At 45.3% G+C, this 17732-nt stretch carries 15 protein-coding genes; 9 read left to right on the top strand and 6 right to left on the bottom strand.

What is annotated here, in order from left to right:
* Positions 1 to 83 precede the first annotated feature (83 nt).
* The 3 genes from trmB to hemB are packed head-to-tail and all read right to left on the bottom strand — an operon-like array spanning position 84 to position 2663.
* Complete coding sequence (trmB, locus tag JX580_RS10660) at positions 84 to 788, bottom strand: tRNA (guanosine(46)-N7)-methyltransferase TrmB (protein WP_248850520.1); 705 nt, start codon at positions 786 to 788, stop codon at positions 84 to 86.
* Between the two features lie 22 nt (positions 789 to 810).
* Positions 811 to 1656 carry a shikimate dehydrogenase gene (gene aroE, locus JX580_RS10655; protein ID WP_248850519.1) on the bottom strand — a complete coding sequence of 282 codons (846 nt, stop codon included), beginning with the start codon at positions 1654 to 1656 and terminating at the stop codon, positions 811 to 813.
* Positions 1653 to 2663 (bottom strand): porphobilinogen synthase, encoded by a 1011-nt coding sequence (gene hemB / locus JX580_RS10650; RefSeq protein ID WP_248850518.1) that lies wholly within the window; start codon positions 2661 to 2663, stop codon positions 1653 to 1655. The genes aroE and hemB overlap by 4 nt, the downstream gene beginning before the upstream one ends.
* 360 nt (positions 2664 to 3023) lie before the next feature.
* Between hemB and soxC the strand changes: the two genes are divergently transcribed.
* From soxC to JX580_RS10610, 8 genes are all read left to right on the top strand, one after another.
* Entirely contained in the window at positions 3024 to 4379 is a 1356-nt protein-coding gene (gene soxC / locus JX580_RS10645; protein WP_248850517.1) for a sulfite dehydrogenase, read from the top strand.
* The gene (locus JX580_RS10640; protein ID WP_248850516.1) at positions 4366 to 5472 is read left to right on the top strand and encodes a c-type cytochrome; all 1107 of its coding nucleotides are present in this window, start codon (positions 4366 to 4368) and stop codon (positions 5470 to 5472) included. The genes soxC and JX580_RS10640 overlap by 14 nt, the downstream gene beginning before the upstream one ends.
* 154 nt (positions 5473 to 5626) lie before the next feature.
* Positions 5627 to 6553 (top strand): homoserine kinase, encoded by a 927-nt coding sequence (locus JX580_RS10635; protein ID WP_248850515.1) that lies wholly within the window; start codon positions 5627 to 5629, stop codon positions 6551 to 6553.
* 36 nt (positions 6554 to 6589) lie between these two features.
* Positions 6590 to 9595 (top strand): CBS domain-containing protein, encoded by a 3006-nt coding sequence (locus JX580_RS10630; RefSeq protein ID WP_248850514.1) that lies wholly within the window; start codon positions 6590 to 6592, stop codon positions 9593 to 9595.
* 2 nt (positions 9596 to 9597) lie between these two features.
* Positions 9598 to 10515, top strand: coding sequence for a diguanylate cyclase (locus JX580_RS10625; RefSeq protein WP_248850513.1), 918 nt, complete (start codon positions 9598 to 9600; stop codon positions 10513 to 10515).
* A 19-nt stretch (positions 10516 to 10534) separates the two neighbouring features.
* Positions 10535 to 12763 (top strand): NADP-dependent isocitrate dehydrogenase, encoded by a 2229-nt coding sequence (locus tag JX580_RS10620; RefSeq protein WP_248850512.1) that lies wholly within the window; start codon positions 10535 to 10537, stop codon positions 12761 to 12763.
* 34 nt (positions 12764 to 12797) lie between these two features.
* Complete coding sequence (pgm, locus tag JX580_RS10615; RefSeq protein ID WP_248850511.1) at positions 12798 to 14441, top strand: phosphoglucomutase (alpha-D-glucose-1,6-bisphosphate-dependent); 1644 nt, start codon at positions 12798 to 12800, stop codon at positions 14439 to 14441.
* Positions 14442 to 14451: 10 nt separating this feature from the next.
* The gene (locus tag JX580_RS10610) at positions 14452 to 15030 is read left to right on the top strand and encodes an LPP20 family lipoprotein (RefSeq protein ID WP_248850510.1); all 579 of its coding nucleotides are present in this window, start codon (positions 14452 to 14454) and stop codon (positions 15028 to 15030) included.
* Here the strand turns inward: JX580_RS10610 and JX580_RS10605 are convergent.
* The 3 genes from JX580_RS10605 to xthA are packed head-to-tail and all read right to left on the bottom strand — an operon-like array spanning position 15027 to position 16744.
* Positions 15027 to 15200, bottom strand: a complete 174-nt coding sequence (locus JX580_RS10605; RefSeq protein ID WP_248850509.1) for a hypothetical protein — start codon at positions 15198 to 15200, stop codon at positions 15027 to 15029. The two genes, JX580_RS10610 and JX580_RS10605, sit on opposite strands and share 4 nt — an antisense overlap.
* A 17-nt stretch (positions 15201 to 15217) precedes the next feature.
* Positions 15218 to 15898, bottom strand: coding sequence for an oxidoreductase (locus JX580_RS10600; RefSeq protein WP_248850508.1), 681 nt, complete (start codon positions 15896 to 15898; stop codon positions 15218 to 15220).
* 18 nt (positions 15899 to 15916) lie between these two features.
* Positions 15917 to 16744, bottom strand: coding sequence for an exodeoxyribonuclease III (gene xthA, locus JX580_RS10595; protein ID WP_248850507.1), 828 nt, complete (start codon positions 16742 to 16744; stop codon positions 15917 to 15919).
* 109 nt (positions 16745 to 16853) lie between these two features.
* On the opposite strand from xthA, the gene purU reads away from it, so the two are divergent.
* Positions 16854 to 17711 carry a formyltetrahydrofolate deformylase gene (gene purU / locus JX580_RS10590; protein ID WP_248850506.1) on the top strand — a complete coding sequence of 286 codons (858 nt, stop codon included), beginning with the start codon at positions 16854 to 16856 and terminating at the stop codon, positions 17709 to 17711.
* Positions 17712 to 17732: the final 21 nt, after the last annotated feature.

The raw sequence follows: 17732 nt of genomic DNA, 5'->3' as shown, positions 1-17732 counted from the left end.
TTTTAAAAATTTCAAATTCAATTTTTTGATAGTTAAAGACTTGATTGATATAGGTCAAGTTTTAAGTGCCATTAAACTAAAAACTAGCTGCGTTTGATAAAAATTAAATCCCAGACACCATGTCCCAAACGTTGGCCTCGCTGCTCAAATTTGGTTAGCGGTCGATAATCCGGGCGAGGCATATACTGGTTTTTTCCAGCTTTGTTTTCGTAGGCGTTAGCGTTGCTCATCACGTCCATCATTTGTTCCGCATAATCCTGCCAATCAGTGGCCATGTGAAACTCCCCGCCCGCTGTAAGGTATTGTGCGATTTTATCGGCAAACTCTGCATTTAAAATGCGTCGTTTTTTATGACGTGCCTTATGCCAAGGGTCGGGGAAAAACAAGTAAACACCCGCTAAACTATTTTGTGGAATGCGCTGCGCGAGAACTTCGATCGCGTCATGGTTAAACAGTCGAATATTGGTTAAACCTTGCTCTTCAATAAGTTTGCACAGTGCGCCCACGCCGGGACGATGCACCTCAATGCCAATGTAGTTGCGATCAGGGTTGGCTTGTGCCATTGCAGCTAGGCTTGTGCCCATTCCAAAGCCGATTTCTAAATAAGTCGGCGCCATTCGACCAAACAGCTGGGTTAGGTCTAAAGCTTCTCCTTGAGGTTCCAGCCCGAAGACCGGCCACAGTTTATCGAGGGCGGTTTGTTGTGCTTTGGACATTCTACCTTGGCGAAGTACAAAGCTTTTGATTCGGTGCGAATGGTTTTGTGTTGTTTGTTGTTGATTTTCCATGAAATATCTAGTGCTTTATGAGTTATGAGATAAGTTTACGAACTTGCTGAATCACCGGCTCGATATCAGGTTTGATCCCGCGCCATAGATAAAAACTTTCAGCGGCTTGGCCTACCAGCATGCCAAGGCCATCAAGGATCTGGCATTCGGGTTGGTGTTGTTTAGCCCAGTTTAAAAATACGGTCGGCTCTGCAGCATACATCATGTCATAAACCAGCGAGTGCCGACCTATCACCTTTTCGCTAATAGGGGGAAGCTTTCCTTCAAGGCTGGCGGAGGTGCCATTGATAATAATATCAAAAGGTTCTTGTGGTATATCTTGCCAGCCGCTCCCTGTAATCGGTATCGGTGTTGAGAAGCGTTGGCCTAATAACTCGGCACGTTTAGCCGTTCGGTTCGCAATATGAACCAGGCCTGGTTGTTTAGCTAGTAGAGGTTGCAGTATGCCTTGTACTGCACCTCCAGCGCCAATAATCAGAACACGTTGGTCGTTAAAAGGCCGTTGCCCCTGTTGCTCAATATCTAATACCAGCCCTGCCCCATCGGTGTTGTCACCTAGGATCTGTCCATTTTCATTGAATAGATAAGTGTTTACAGCTTGCGCTAACTGGGCTCTTTCCGTTAGTTGATCTGCCTGCTCGAAGGCGTCAACTTTATAGGGTAGGGTGATATTTAGCCCTTTGAAGCCCTCAAGCTTAAGCTGTTTGATGGCGTTAGCAAAACTGATTTCTTCACTATCGATACGGATTGCTTGATAGCTTATATTTTGTCCAGTTTGCTCAGCAAACAATCGATGAATCAACGGGGATTTTGAGTGTGCAATCGGGTCGCCGACAACTCCGTACTTGTCAGGATCAGCTTGGATCATAATGCGGCATCTTCTTCTAGCCAGATAGCTACCTGCTTTGCATAGTAGGTCAAGATGCCGTCAGCACCAGCACGTTTGAAACAAAGCAGGGTTTCCATTGCTACCTTACGTTCATCTAGCCAGCCATTTTGGGCTGCGGCTTTGAGCATGGCATACTCGCCACTGACATGATAGGCATAGGTCGGGACTTTAAATTCAGATTTAATACGGTGAACGATATCCAAATAAGGCAGGCCTGGTTTAACCATGACCATGTCAGCACCTTCGTTAATATCTAAAGCAACTTCATGCAAGGCTTCATTACTATTGGCAGGATCCATTTGATAGTTGGCCTTGTCACTTTTGCCCAGGTTTGCTGCTGAACCAACGGCGTCGCGGAATGGGCCGTAATAGGAGGAAGCATACTTAGCGGAATAGGCCATGATTCTCGTGTTATGAAAACCATGATCTTCAAGTAGTTCACGAATTTCGATAATTCGACCATCCATCATGTCAGAGGGCCCAATCACGTCTGCGCCAGCTTCTGCGTGGGATAAGGCTTGTTTCATCAGCACGTCAATCGTGTCGTCGTTCAGTACATAGCCATTTTCATCAATAATTCCATCTTGCCCGTGGGTGGTAAAGGGGTCTAGGGCTACATCTGTCATAACGCCAAGTTCAGGAAACGCAGCTTTAACTGCACGCACCGCTCGTTGAGCTAGACCTTCAGGGTTATAGGCTTCTTCTGCTTCTAGCGTTTTATGCTCGACGGGCACGACCGGAAAAAGGGCAATCATTGGTATGCCCAATTCAACCAGTTCTTCAGCTTCTTCAAGAAGTAAATCAATGGTTAAACGCTCAACACCAGGCATGGATGGAACGGGTTCGCGTAAATTGAAGCCTTCAATGACAAACATCGGATAAATTAAGTCATCGGTAGTTAATTGATGTTCACGCATTAGGCGGCGTGAAAATGATTGGGCGCGCATACGTCGCATGCGGGTAATCGGAAACTGTCGTTCAATCATGTTGGGCTCCAAAGGTTTAATTAACTTAATTAATATACGCTGACATCGTTAAAAAATAAATGATTGAACTCGTTTCAGAGAAAAAACAATGGGGTTTTTTAACCTAAAAGCATTAAGTCAATAGAATTGTGAAGGTGTCCCATAAAAAATTTATATAAGCAAAAGCTAATTTCCTTAATGTTTTAGCTTGAACTGATTGATGGTTCAGGTTTATTATAATCGACCAGCATTGTGAGTATCGGCACAAGATTTTGTTTGGCAATATCCAAAATCTAACCTTTACTGGCGATTGGATATAACTAATAACTCTTGAATCTGTGGTGTTGTTACACGTTAAGGATGCCAATCAAGGAGCATAAAATGACAGATAAAGTAGTAGAAAAGGTTGCGGTTCAGACTGAAGAATCTCGTAACCAAGGCCGTCGCGCTTTCCTTAAAGGTGGTGCCGCGGTAGCGGGGGGTGTACTTTTCACTCAGGCAGCAAGTGCACGTGAAATTAAATTTAACCCAGCTAAGGCGGTTGCGCCTTATGCCGGTCGTGAAGAAATCACTGACGTATTACAAGATCAAGCTGCGCGTAAAGCGTTGGGTTGGGGTGTTCGTCAATACCCATACGGTATGCCTTCTCCTTTCGAGAAAGAAGTGCAGCGTCGTACGCTAGAGTGGTTAACACCTGACTCTATGGCATCAATCACTATGACGCCACTACAAAGCTTACACGGTATGATTACTCCTAACGGTCTTCACTTTGAGCGTTATCATGGTGGTGGGATCAATATCAATCCTGATGAGCACCGTTTGGTTATCCACGGTTTAGTTGAACGTCCATTGATCTTCACGATGGATGACCTTAAGCGTTTCCCATCTGAGTCTCGTGTTTTATTTGCAGAGTGTCCGGCTAACGGCGCGATGGAATGGAAAGGGGTTCAGTTGAACTCAGTTCAGTGGACACACGGCATGATGTCTTGTGTTGAATGGACCGGTGTTAAGCTTTCTACTCTTCTTAAGGAAGCAGGTATTAAGCCTGAAGGCACTTGGCTAATTCCTGAGGGTGCAGATGCTTCCGGTATGGCGCGTTCTGTGCCTGTTGAGCTGGGCATGGATGATTGTATGATCGCTTATGCGCAAAACGGTGAAGCGCTACGTCCTGAAAATGGCTATCCAATCCGTTTAGTAGTGCCTGGATGTGAAGCGAACATGTGGGTTAAGCACTTGCGTCGTATTCAAGTGACTAACGTGCCATTACAGCACCGTGAAGAAACCTCTAAGTACACCGAGTTGATGCCAGATGGTACCGTACAGAATATGTCATGGTACATGGAAGCGAACTCTGTAATCACCTATCCATCGCCAGATTTCAAAATGCAAGGTCCAGGCCGTTATGTAGCGAAAGGAATTGCATGGTCAGGTCGCGGTAAGGTTGATCACGTTGATATCACGTTTGACGGTGGCCGTAACTGGACTGAAGCGAAATTGACTTCAGCAGTATTGCCGAAGGCTTGGACACGTTTTGAACTTGAATTCGACTGGGATGGTAGCGAGTTACTGATGATGAGTCGTACTACGGATGAAACCGGTTATGTTCAACCTGGTATGCCGCAAATGCGTTCTATCGAAGGCACTAACAACGTTTATCACCGTACTGCGATGGTAACTTGGAAGGTTCACGCCCACAACAGCGAATTCGGAGGCATGATTGAAAATGTTCAATACTAAAAAAACGATGATCGCATCTGCGGTAGCGGGTGTGATGATGGCATCTGGTGTAGCTATGGCTATGTCAGGTAATGGTGATGGTGCAAAAGCAGGCAATCTAGTTACCCCTGATGCAAACCATAACCCAGAGTTGACAGGCGTTAAAGGCTTTCCGGAAAACTGGCGTCAAATTATTGAAGCAGCGGACGGTAAGTATTTGGATGGTGCGGTGGTTAAAGCCATATTAGGTGAAGACGATCGTATGCGTTTAGTTGAGAAGATGGATCCAAATAATCCTTACTCGTTTGAGGTTGCTGATTCTATCGATGGTGGTCCACACGGCAATATGCAGTGTAAAGTGCCTGAAGCCTTTATTGATGTTCATGCTCGTGCAAACGAAAACTACTTTAACGACACTTCATTCGTAGCCTATGGTTACGGTACGCCGATTGCAGAATCAGCACTTGATGTATGGAAGATTCACGTTGATGCTGATGGTAATGGTTTGCCTCCGCTAGACGTGGGTATGAATGTTCTACAAGGTGGTGATCTTTACATTCAGTTCTGCGCCATGTGTCATGGTGAGTTTGGTGAAGGCGCAAAAGGATACCTTCCTTTAACTGAGGGTGATCCTTTGCCATTGGTGACGTCTGACTTTAACGATTCAGCGCCGGTTAAAACTATTCAAAACTACTGGCCTTATGCAACCACCTTGTTTGACTACAACCGTCGTGCAATGCCTTTCTGGACACCAAACATGCCAATGATTGGTGATGCGGGTTACATGGGTATCACTGGTTACATTCTGCAAATGAACGGCATTCCTCTAGATGATCAGGGAACTCAGATAGAGGATGACGATTTCTTTAACGCAGAAATGTTAATGCAGGCGAATAAGTATCTAGCTAACGCAGGTAACTTCTTCTGTGATCACCGTCCGGTAATTGCAAACGAGCGTTGCATGAGTGACTGTCCTGACTATATGGTGGGTGACGGCACAGGTGATATTCACAACTACCGCACAGCAGGCCGTTTACCAGATGGTACGCCAGCTTACAACGTTGACCAGCGTATTGGTGTTGATGCACCGGGTGTTGGTCACCACGGCTTCTAAGTTGTCTTAATCAACTCACAAGTCCTCTCTAGCACGAAAACCCGCATTTAAAGCGGGTTTTTGATTTTATAGCCTTTGAAATTCTGTATTTCATCGCGTCGCTTTTCTCCTGTGGTAAAATCATATTAATTTTTTTGCAAATTTGGACCCTTTCATGTCGGTTTATACGCTTATTGAGCGCCAACAGCTTTCTGAATTTTTGAATACCTATGATGTTGGATCCTTGGTGGATTTTGAAGGTATTAGTGCAGGTATAGAAAACACTAACTATTTTGTTGATACTGAAAAAGGGCGTTTCGTTCTAACGATTTTTGAACATCATTGTCATCAAGAGCTCGGTTATTTTTTAGATATTATGGCTTTTATGGCTGAACATCAGATTCCAACGGCACATCCAAAAGCAGATTTAGAAGGTCATTATCTTAAAACGCTAGCTGGAAAACCTGCGGCGTTGGTTGAGCGCTTAAAAGGAAAAACACTGGATCATCCTAATCAGGAGCAGTGTGAGGTCATGGCTCAAGCCTTGGCTAAATTTCATCTTGCCGGTATGCAGTTTGATCGTTATAGAGCAAATGATCGCGATTTAAATTGGGCGCAAGCGGTGATTGAACAAATTAAAGATTTAATGAGCGCGGATGATCAAGTATTGGCTGGAAATGAACTGGCATTTCAAGCTACAGTCGATTGGACAGGCTTACCACAAAGCGTTATTCATGCAGACTTGTTTACTGACAATGCGATGTTTGAGGGTTCAGTTTTAACCGGTATTATTGATTTGTACTATGCCTGTCATGGTGCTTGCTTGTATGACCTAGCGGTAATGGTAAATGATTGGTGCAGAAATTCAGATAATTGTATTGATTTTGACAAGCTATCTGGTGTGCTAGCCGCTTATCAAAGGGTGAGGCCACTAACTGAGGTGGAACACAGCACATGGAATGCTGCTTTAAGGATGGCTTCTTTCCGTTTTTGGTTGTCACGATTAAAAGATAAACTGATCCCACGTGAAGGTGAAATGACGATGATTAAGGATCCAGCAGTTTTTAGAGATGTTTTAGTTTTCCATCGAAAAAACCGCTAGTCAAGGTCAGTTATATACTGGCATTAGGGGGTATTATTGTTTTTTCCGAAACTAATTGAACTTGCAACGCGCAATGTGATCACCATTTCTGAACAGGCATCGATTGAGCAGGCTGTTCATCATATGCGTGAGCATAATATTCGTGATGTGATTGTTACCGGAAAAAAAGGTTTGCGCATTATTACCGCGAAGGAATTGGTCAAGCTCAGCGCAGACAAGGTTCCTTTTACGCAATCCCTAGATAATATTAATCTTAACCAGGTTCCCACTATTGCCGAAACTGCGAATGTCATTGATGCGATCACCTTAATCAGTGAGCATGTTGACGAGCATCTTTGTTTAATCAATCCGGATGGCTATTTAACCGGAATTATTAGCTATAGTGATCTGGCAGCTAGTCTTGATCCGCAATTTCTTGCGCAAAATAAATCGTTACGACAAGTGGTGCGCCTGAGTAGAATTGTTAGGGTCAGGGTCGATGATAGCTTAGAACAAGCATTTAAAAAACTAGCGCCTTTAAATCAAAGTGCGGCACTGGTTTTGGCGGACTCGGATACCCAGCCCGTTGGGATCATCACGCAAAGTGATTTGATTCGTCTGTTTGATGAGAAGGTTGATTGGCAGAGACCGGTCGGTGACTATATGAGTAGTCCTTTGGTCACTTTGCATGAAGATATGACGCTGCATGATGCGCTTAATTTTAGTCGAGAACAGCATATTAAGCGTTTAGTTGTTGTTGATGAACAAGAAAGAATTTGCGGGATTTTGCATCAAAAAGATTTAGTGGCATTAGTTTATCAGGATTGGGCTGCGCTGTTGAAAAGTCAAAAGCGCCAAGCTGAAGCCGAGCGTGATTTGTTTGCTGGTGGTCCGGTTAGTGTGCTGATTTGGCATGCTAAAGAAGGTTGGCCTATTGAGTTTGTGTCAAAAAATATTGAACAACTCTTAGGTTATAGCTCCGAAATGATCGATAAAAGTCAAGGGTTATATTCTAATTTAATACATCTTGAGGATCGACAACGTATTGAGCAGGAGAGAGCGCGTTATCTTGATGAGGGATTAGGTTTTTGGGAGTCGCGCTACCGCTTAATGCATAAAGATGGCTCGATTCGGTGGGTTTATGACTATACGCGTCCTGAATACAACGATCGTGGTGAGTTGGTCAAGCTTTATGGTTATTTGCTTGATCAAACAGAGTATATTTTGCTAAATGAACAGCTTGCTGTATCGCAACAGCGCGCGCTGCAAGCGGATCAAGCCAAATCCGAGTTTTTAGCGAATATGAGTCACGAAATTCGAACACCAATGAACGCGATTATTGGACTCAGCGAGTTAATCGATGACCCGAAAATGTCAATCGACTCTAAGACAAAAATAAAACAAATTCAGCAAGCTGCTCGAGGTCTAATGTCGGTTTTGAATGATATCCTTGATTTTACTCGACTTGAGACAACGCAGGTGCAACTCGTTGAAGAGGACTTCTATTTGGCAGATATTGAAGAAAGCTTGAAAGGCTTATTTCAATATGCCGCGCAGGCTAAAAACTTAGTTTTTACGATTGATACCGATGTTCAATTTCCTCAGGCCTTTATTGGTGATAAATTTCGACTGACACAGATTTTAACTAATCTAGTGGGTAATGCGATTAAATTCACTGAGCAGGGTTTTGTTAGGTTGGTGATACGTATTGTTAAGCTTGAGGGGGAGCAGGCCTGCTTGTCATTTGAGGTGAGTGATTCGGGCATTGGCATCTCTGCTGAAAACAAGGCCAAGTTATTTCAGCCCTTTAGCCAAGCGGACGGCTCGATTACAAGACAATATGGGGGATCTGGCCTGGGGCTGGTGATTAGTCAAGGCTTGGTTGAGGCCTTAAATGGTGAAGGGATTGAGCTAGAAACATTGGAAGGCAAGGGTTCCACTTTTAGTTTTCGTTTGCCATTAAAGTTGAGAAACGATGCTCAGGCAGGTTCGGCTGTAAATTTAGATGAGCCGATTTTCCAGCTAAAAGGGCGTGTTTTGGTGGTAGAAGATAATCCTATCAATCGGCAAGTGCTTAAGGCACAGTTAGAAAGTTTTGGTTTAAATGTCACCTTGGCCGCTTCGGGTGAAGAGGGGGTTGAGGTTTGTAACCAAGCAATGTTTGATCTGGTATTAATGGATATTCAAATGCCAGGTATTGATGGTTTTCAAGCGACCCTTTTAATAAAACAAACCCATCCGGATTTGCCGATTATTGCCTTAACAGCCTCAGCAACCCAACAGAGTCGAGAAAAAGCTTTACAAGCGGGGATGACAGATCACTTGTGTAAACCGATTGATAGTCAGTTATTGCACTTTGCTCTTGCGCGTTGGCTTGAACAAGGTAATCGACCGATTAGAGCCTCAAGGTCTTCTAGCTTTGAACAATCATTTGCTTTTGGTTTTAAGTTAAAAGGTATAAGTATTAAGCAGGGCTTAAGTCGATTAGAAGGTAACCAAAAACTTTACAGGCATTTGTTAGCTAATTTCTTACGCCAGATGGATGGGACGTATCACTCGCTGTATGGCTTGTTGCTAAGTTTATCTAATCAAAACTTAGCGGAATGGGTACAGGTGAAGGCGATGACGCATAGCTTAAAAAGTGTCGCTAGTAATTTAGCATTAATTGATTTGACCGATGTGTTAAACCATCTTGACCAGAAGTTGTCTGACCAGTTGGTGCCTTCAGAAGTTGAATTAAATCAATTTCAGCAGGTTATGAATCAAACTATCGAGTCGGTTAAGTTTTTAATTGATAATTGGCAGAGTGAGGCAGTACTTGGCGTGTTTGATAAGCAGGGGGCATTAGAGCAATTAAAGACCTTAAAAGCCGCCGTTCATGTTAATGAATATATTAGCCTGGATCGATTAACGGCCTTTGAAAAAGTTTTATCCAAGGACTTGCTCGAACGTTATTATCCTGAAATTCAATTGGCGGTTACTGAGTTTAATTTTCGTCAGGCGGAGGTTTTGCTGTCAGCACTTGAAAAGGATATTTTGGCTTTAGTGCCTGGAGAACAATAATTATGTCGCATGATCAACAGACGATTCTAATTGTAGATGATATCGCTTCAGATATTCAAATGCTGGCGAATGCTTTGCAAGATGACTACCGCATTATCGTTGCAACACAAGGCTGGCAAGCAATTCAAATGGCTAGTTCAGAATGCCCACCGGACCTTATTTTGCTAGATATCATGATGCCTGACATGGATGGCTATAGCATATGTAAGCAGCTTAAGTCGGATCCTAAAACGATGGGGATTCCAGTGGTTTTTGTGACGGCGTTACAAAATAACGAGGATCAAGAACGCGGGCTTAATATTGGAGCGGTTGATTACATTATTAAACCCTTTCATTTACCGATTGTTAAAGCACGTTTACGTAATCATATGTTGCTTAAAATGAAAACAGACCAGCTTGAGGAACTTTCTCACCTTGATGGTTTAACTGGTATCGCTAATCGACGTCATTTTGACGAGGTTTTAAGCAAGGAGCAGAGTCGGTTACAACGTTCAGGCGGAACCTTGTCGTTGATTATGCTTGATATTGATTTCTTCAAGCCGTTTAATGATAACTATGGGCATGGAACTGGGGATGAGTGCCTAACACAGGTTGCGCGTGCGTTATCTAGAGTGGTAAAACGGCCGACTGATTTGTTGGCGCGTTATGGTGGTGAGGAATTTGCGGTCATTTTGCCTGATACAGACCTAGAGGGTGCAATGTTGGTGGCCAAAAGCCTGCATGCAGAGGTGAATCGTTTGGCGATTCCGCATGCTTATTCTAAGGTTTTTGGTTTTATTACTATTAGCCTAGGTGTCGCTAATCTGTCATCAGCTAAGACCAAAGAGCCTGTATATAAGCTTTTGAAGCGTGCAGATGACGCCTTGTATAAAGCTAAAGAACTAGGGCGCAATCGAATTTGCGTCGCTGAAAAAATATAATTTGATTTAAGGAAGCGTTATGACAGATGTATTATCGACACTTATCTATACCCATACCGATGAAGCGCCGGCTTTAGCCACCTACTCATTGTTGCCGATTGTTCGCGCTTTTACCGGTGCGGCGGGTATTGCCGTTGAAACCCGTGATATTTCGTTAGCCGGACGTATTTTGGCCCAGTTTCCTGATTATTTAACCGAGATGCAACGTCAAGCGGATGCCTTATCTGAACTGGGTGAGCTCGCTAAAACGCCGCAAGCGAATATCATCAAATTACCCAATATTAGCGCATCGATTCCGCAGTTGACGGCGGCGATTACAGAATTGCAAGCGCAAGGTTTTGCGATACCGGATTATCCGGCTTCACCGGAAGATGACGTGCAAAAAGACATCAAAGCGCGTTATGCCAAGGTGCTGGGTTCAGCGGTGAATCCGGTGTTGCGTGAAGGCAATTCTGATCGTCGTGTGGCGCTACCCGTTAAGGACTATGCCAAAAAACATCCGCATAGCATGGGTGCGTGGTCTGCGGATTCCAAGTCGCATGTCGGTCATATGCAAGCCGAAGATTTTTATGGTTCGGAACAATCGGTGGTGCTGCAAAAACCGACCTCGGTGAAAATCGAACTTCATGCTGAGAGTGGCGAAGTGAGCGTGTTAAAAGCGCCGTTTGCGTTGCAAGCCGGTGAGGTGATTGATGCTTCACGTATGTCCGCTAAGGCCTTGCGGGCGTTTTATCAGGCGCAGATTGACGAGGCTAAGCAGCAGGGTGTGTTATTGTCCTTGCATCTCAAAGCCACAATGATGAAGGTTTCCGACCCGATTATGTTTGGTCATGCCGTGACGGTCTATTTTAAAGACCTGTTTGCCAAATATGCCGATACCTTTGCGCAGTTAGGCGTCAATCCAAATAACGGTTTTGGTGATGTGCTGAGCAAAATTCAAAGCCTGCCGGAAGATCAGCGTCAGCAAATTGAAGCCGATATTCAGGTGATTTACCAAACACAACCAGGCCTGGCGATGGTCGATTCGGATAAGGGGATTACTAACCTGCATGTGCCTAGCGATATTATTATCGATGCCTCGATGCCAGCGGCCATCCGTGCTTCCGGCAAAATGTGGAATGCGCAGGGTGAACTGCAGGACATGAAAGCGATGATTCCAGATCGTTGTTATGCCGGTATCTACCAGCAAACCATCGCGTTCTGTAAACAACACGGCGCGTTTGATCCGGCGACCATGGGCACGGTACCGAATGTTGGCTTAATGGCGCAAAAAGCGGAAGAGTATGGTTCGCATGATAAAACCTTTGAAATTACCCAACCAGGCCTGGTTAAGGTCATCGACGAGCAGGGCGATTGTTTAATGCAACATGCGGTTGAGGCGGGTGATATTTGGCGTATGTGTCAAACCAAAGACGTGGCGATTCAAGACTGGGTCCGCTTAGCGGTGGAGCGCGCACGTTTGACCGCTACGCCGGCGATTTTCTGGTTGGATGCCGAGCGTGCGCATGATGCCAACTTGATTAAGAAAGTTGAGGTGGCATTGGATCAATATGATACTAAAGGCCTAGATATTCAAATTCTATCACCAAGCGATGCCACCGCACTCACCTTGCAGCGCGCGAAAGACGGCTTGGATACGATTTCGGTTACAGGTAATGTGTTGCGTGACTATTTAACCGATTTATTCCCGATTCTAGAGCTGGGCACCAGTGCGAAGATGCTTTCGATTGTGCCCCTGTTGGCCGGCGGTGGATTGTTTGAAACCGGTGCAGGCGGTTCAGCGCCAAAGCATGTTCAACAGTTGGTACAGGAAAATTTTTTGCGCTGGGATTCGTTAGGTGAGTTTTTGGCCTTAGCGGTGTCGATTGAACATCTTGCCAATCAAACCGGTGACAACCAAGCCAAAGTGTTGGTTGATACGCTCAACCAAGCGACCAGTCGCTTTTTGGATGAAGACAAATCGCCGGGTCGCAAGCTGGGGCAATTGGATAATCGCGGCAGTCATTTTTACCTTGCACTTTACTGGGCACAAGCCTTGGCAGAACAAACCCAAGACACGGGTTTGCAAACACGCTTTAAACCGGTTGCCGAGGCGATGACCAGCCAACAGGACACGATTGTGGCCGAACTGAATGCCGTGCAGGGACAAGCGGTGGATTTAGGTGGCTATTACCATCCGGATAGCACCAAGGCGAATGCGGTAATGCGTCCAAGCGCAACATTCAATGCCATTATTGATGCGATATAAACAGTGTTTTAACGAACAACCAAAGAGGTGATCTATGGCGTTATCAGAATTTGCCGGTAAACCGGCCCCTGCGGAACTGTTAGACAATATTCCACAACTGATGGTGGACTATTATGCGTTGAAGCCGGATGTCAGCCAGCCAGCACAAGCGGTGGGTTTTGGCACCTCAGGGCATCGTGGTTGTTCGTCAAAAACCAGTTTTAATGATGATCATATTGCCGCAGTTTGTCAGGCATTGGTGGAATACCGCCAACAAGCGGGCATTACCGGCCCGATTTATATCGGCATGGATACCCATGCGTTATCAGAGGCGGCACAGGCTACCGCGATTGAAGTCTTGGCGGCTAACCAAATTCAATTGATTATTCAAGGCCGTGGCCGTTACACACCAACGCCGGTGATTTCACATGCGATCATTCGTCATAATCGCGGGCGCGAAACGGGGTTGGCCGATGGCATCGTGATTACGCCTTCACATAATCCGCCGCAGGACGGTGGATTTAAATACAACCCTACCAATGGCGGACCGGCGGACACCGATGTAACCAATCAAGTACAGCAGCGTGCTAACCAGATTTTGCTTGATGGCGGTAAAGCCATTAAGCGCATCAGCTTAGCCCAAGCGATGAACTCAGGCCTGGTGAAGTCACAAGACTTGATTATGCCCTATATCTCAACACTGCATGAAGTGGTCGATATGCAAGCGATTGCCGATTCGGGCTTAAAAATTGGCGTCGATCCGATGGGCGGTGCAGGGGTTGATTTTTGGCAACCCATTGCTGAACACTATGGCTTAAATCTTGAAGTGGTTAACCCGCATGTTGATGCGACTTTCCGCTTTATGACGGTGGATAAAGACGGCAAGATTCGGATGGATTGTTCATCACCCTATGCAATGGCCAGTTTGATTGATTTAAAAGATCGATTTGATATTGCATTTGGTAATGACCCGGATGCCGATCGTCATGGTATTGTTACGCCTTCCGTCGGCCTAATGAACCCGAATCATTATTTGGCGGTGGCGATTGATTATTTGTATTCGCATCGTCCTAACTGGTCGAAAACAGCGGGTATCGGTAAGACGCTGGTATCCAGTTCGATGATTGATCGTGTGGCGGCCAAACTGGAGCGTAAACTAGTCGAAGTGCCGGTCGGTTTTAAATGGTTTGTACCAGGCCTGGTGGATGGTAGTCTCGGTTTTGGCGGTGAAGAATCGGCCGGTGCCTCGTTCTTAGACCGCCAGGGCTTGGCCTGGAGCACTGATAAAGACGGTATTATTATGAACTTGTTAGCGGCAGAAATTACTGCAGTAACAGGTAAAGACCCAGGGCAGCATTATCAAGCCTTGACCGAACAGTTTGCTGCGCCCATTTATACACGCATTGATGCCGCGGCGAATCGTGAACAGAAAGCCAAGCTAAGCAAGCTTAGTGCAGATCAAGTCAGTGCAACCGAACTTGCGGGTGAAACGATTAGCGCAAAACTCACTCATGCGTCCGGTAATGGTGCAGCGATTGGCGGCTTAAAAGTCACCACTGAAAACGGTTGGTTTGCCGCACGTCCGTCCGGCACCGAAGATGTTTATAAAATCTATGCCGAATCCTTCAAAGACCAAGCGCATTTGGATCAGATTTTGTCTGAAGCGCAAGCGATGGTTGATGGCGTATTGGCTCAATAGGGGTTATCCAATGAAGATTAAGCTAGGATTGGTCGCGATAATGCTGGTGTTCCTGTCGGCTTGTGCAAACAAGCAGAAACTGGAGCAGGCTGAAAGCGCGCAGGCTTGTGAATACCAACCAGGTGTGAAAGCGCCGCAATGGTATTGTGATCCGCAATATGAAGGTGGTTTGGCTGCAGTGGGTGAAGCCGCGCCAAATCCGGCCGGTGATAACAATATGCAACGCACGGTGGCAATGGGCAATGCACGCGATGATCTTGCCCGCCAGATGGAAGTTGAAGTTAAGAATATGTTAGAAAACTGGACTAGAACTACCGGAACGGGCGAGGCACAGACCTATGAGGCGAATATTGCGAATGTATCCCGACAAGTAGCCAATCAAACGCTAAATGGTTCTAATCAGTTAGCTAGATGGGTCGCACCAGACGGCACACTGGTGTTGTTGGTGGGCGTTAAGGATCAAGGTTCGTTGCGCAATAGCATTAAAACCAGTCTGCGTAATGAAGATGCATTGTGGCAACAGTTTCAAAGTCAGCAAGCACTTCAAGCCTTGGATCGAGAAATCGACAAAATGCTTGATAATCGTTAATACTGATCGAGACGGCGGTGCGCCTCGCGCGCACCACGTTCGGTCGCTTCAATTTGCTGAGCCGTGCGTTGGTCAGCCCTTTGTTGTTCTGTCTCTCTTTGGTTTTGATGACTACAGCCTATTAACAATCCTAGGCTAAAGACTAAAACCAACCCGGTAAAAATTTGCATAACTGCCTCGACGATGGTTAGTGAAAAAAGTTCCGCACATTGAGACCTGCGTCAATAAAATCCTGTTTGGCTTTTTGCGTCATCGCCCAAGCGCCACAGAGATAAACGGAGGCATCGCTTAGCTGCGGATTTTGCTGAATTGCGACTTCGTGAACTAGGCCTTTAAAACCTGAATAACTTTCCTGCTCAGAAATTACTGGAATATATTCTAACAGGGGTGTGTTGTCAGCCAGTTGTTGCATCGCTTGGTTGAGATAGAGTTCTTCTGCTTGACGTGCGCCCATATAGAGTTTAGTTGGTAGGGTTAAGCCTTCAGCAATGCGTGCTTCCAGTAGGGCTTTCATTGGAGAAAGTCCAGTTCCACCTGCGATAAAAAGGTTAAGCGAGCTTTCTGGGTGTAGTTGCATTTGAGGTTTGGCTGAACTGGAGTAGAGTGAACTGTCTTTTTCTAGTGAAAACAACTGTTGCATCCAAGGGCTAGCCTGGTCATAACGTATGTGCAACTCGAGTAAGCCATTGGCAGACGGCGCATTGGCAATCGAGAAGGGTTTCAAGTCGGCAGGATCAAAACCAAGCATGATATAGTCGCCCGCCTGGTAATTAAATGGCTGTTCAGGTTTGAGCCAATAACGTCGAATTTGTTGTGATAAATTTTCAAAATCAATCAAACTATGGCGTAGAGGGTTTTCTGTAATCATTAATTTGGCTTCTTTAAGCTATTGGATATTAAAATCTGACCAAACCGGTGCATGGTCTGAAGGTTTGTCCATACCACGAATGCCATAGCCTATGTCAGAGGCAATGACCTTATCGGCTAACGGGGCGGTGGCAAGAAGGGTGTCAATTCGCAGACCACGTTTGGGTTCATCTTCAAATCCCTTCGAGCGATAGTCAAACCAGCTAAAGCGCTCTGCGTTGTCGGGATAGATACAGCGATAGGTGTCTTTTAAGCCCCAGTCGATAAGCTGTTGCCATATTTCACGCTCTTCTGGTAAAAAACTGGTCTTTCCGGTTTTGAGCCAGCGAAGTCGATTAGCCTCGCCGATACCAATATCTATGTCCTGTGGTGAAATATTAAAATCACCCATTAGCACCAGGTTCTGCTCAGGGGTACAGTCGTTGTTTAGATAGTGCATTAGGTCTTGGTAAAAAGCGAGTTTAGCGGGAAATTTAATCGGATGGTCACGCTTTTCGCCTTGAGGAAAATAGCCATTTAACACTCTTAGTTTTTCACCGCTTGGCGTTTTGAAATCGCCAATAATCATGCGGCGTTGCGCATGTTCATCATCGGTATTCCAACCTTTTTGAAGTTGTACTAATTCCAATTCCGGTTTATAGATTAACGCAACACCATAATGGGTCTTTTGACCAAAGAATTCAACTTTGTAACCTAGCTGTTCAATCATCTCGACCGGAAAGTCTTGGTCTTGGACTTTCGTTTCTTGTAGGCCAATAATATCGGGGTGATGTTGTGCAACTAAGGCTTCAAGCTGGTGGGGGCGCATTCGCACGCTATTTACATTAAAAGAAACAATTCTTAACATGATATTTGCAATTTATTAGTCATTTAAACCCAAAAGTATAGCACAGCCCTGTGCCTATACTTTTGGGTTTTGGTATCATAGCGTTTTTTGCATTATTTGGAATCTAGAGATGAGTCGAGTTTATCGTTTGGTGATGTCCTGTCCGGATCAGGTGGGTATTGTGGCACGAGTGGCGAGTTTTATCGCCGAGCAGGGCGGTACGATTGTTGAAGCCAATCACCATACTGATGCAGGCAACGGCTGGTTTTTTATGCGTCATGAGATCCTAGCCAGTTCACTCGTTCTAGGCTTGGAGGATTTTAAAACCAAGTTTGCACCGATAGCAGATCAGTTTAATATGACATGGTTTATGACCGACTCCGATCAGCCTAAACGCATTGCTTTATTCGCCAGTAAAGAGTCACATTGTTTGGCCGACTTGATGTACCGTTGGCATGAAAAAGACTTGCCGGGTGAGATCGTGTGTGTGATTGCTAACCATCAGGACTTGCGCTCGATGGTGGAATGGTACAACATTCCTTTTCACCATGTTCCGGTTACACCTGAGACCAAGCCACAAGCTTTTGCAGAAGCTGAGCATCTAGTGCAGCACTATCAAGCTGATTTGGTTGTGCTGGCGCGATATATGCAGATTTTGCCGCCCAAAATGTGTGCAGATTATGCAGGTCGCGTGATTAATATTCATCATAGCTTCTTGCCGTCGTTTGTCGGCGCAAAGCCATATCACCAGGCCTATGAACGTGGGGTTAAGTTAATTGGTGCAACCTGCCATTATGTGACTGAAGAATTGGATGCCGGGCCGATTATTGAGCAGGATGTGATTCGTGTCAGTCATGCGCACTCGATTGAAGAAATGCGCCGTCAAGGTCGAGATGTAGAAAAAACCGCGTTAGCGAGAGGATTGCGTTATCACTTGGAGGATCGCGTTATTATTCATGGTAACAAGACGGTGGTGTTTAGCAGTTAAGCGCTAGTGGGTCTTGTTTTT

Source organism: Thiomicrospira microaerophila (assembly GCF_023278225.1).
In the GTDB taxonomy this organism is placed as follows: domain Bacteria; phylum Pseudomonadota; class Gammaproteobacteria; order Thiomicrospirales; family Thiomicrospiraceae; genus Thiomicrospira; species Thiomicrospira microaerophila_A.
Note: the sequence above shows the minus strand (reverse complement) of the source record. Positions and strands in the feature narration are given on the sequence as shown.

Excerpts from the sequence above, each read along its gene's own strand:
- trmB (WP_248850520.1), bottom strand. The coding sequence starts at position 788 with ATGGAAAATCAACAACAAACAACACAAAACCATTCGCACCGAATCAAA.
- aroE (WP_248850519.1), bottom strand. The coding sequence starts at position 1,656 with ATGATCCAAGCTGATCCTGACAAGTACGGAGTTGTCGGCGACCCGATT.
- hemB (WP_248850518.1), bottom strand. The coding sequence starts at position 2,663 with ATGATTGAACGACAGTTTCCGATTACCCGCATGCGACGTATGCGCGCC.
- soxC (WP_248850517.1), top strand. The coding sequence starts at position 3,024 with ATGACAGATAAAGTAGTAGAAAAGGTTGCGGTTCAGACTGAAGAATCT.
- JX580_RS10640 (WP_248850516.1), top strand. The coding sequence starts at position 4,366 with ATGTTCAATACTAAAAAAACGATGATCGCATCTGCGGTAGCGGGTGTG.
- JX580_RS10635 (WP_248850515.1), top strand. The coding sequence starts at position 5,627 with ATGTCGGTTTATACGCTTATTGAGCGCCAACAGCTTTCTGAATTTTTG.
- JX580_RS10625 (WP_248850513.1), top strand. The coding sequence starts at position 9,598 with ATGTCGCATGATCAACAGACGATTCTAATTGTAGATGATATCGCTTCA.
- JX580_RS10620 (WP_248850512.1), top strand. The coding sequence starts at position 10,535 with ATGACAGATGTATTATCGACACTTATCTATACCCATACCGATGAAGCG.
- pgm (WP_248850511.1), top strand. The coding sequence starts at position 12,798 with ATGGCGTTATCAGAATTTGCCGGTAAACCGGCCCCTGCGGAACTGTTA.
- JX580_RS10610 (WP_248850510.1), top strand. The coding sequence starts at position 14,452 with ATGAAGATTAAGCTAGGATTGGTCGCGATAATGCTGGTGTTCCTGTCG.
- JX580_RS10605 (WP_248850509.1), bottom strand. The coding sequence starts at position 15,200 with ATGCAAATTTTTACCGGGTTGGTTTTAGTCTTTAGCCTAGGATTGTTA.
- JX580_RS10600 (WP_248850508.1), bottom strand. The coding sequence starts at position 15,898 with ATGATTACAGAAAACCCTCTACGCCATAGTTTGATTGATTTTGAAAAT.
- xthA (WP_248850507.1), bottom strand. The coding sequence starts at position 16,744 with ATGTTAAGAATTGTTTCTTTTAATGTAAATAGCGTGCGAATGCGCCCC.
- purU (WP_248850506.1), top strand. The coding sequence starts at position 16,854 with ATGAGTCGAGTTTATCGTTTGGTGATGTCCTGTCCGGATCAGGTGGGT.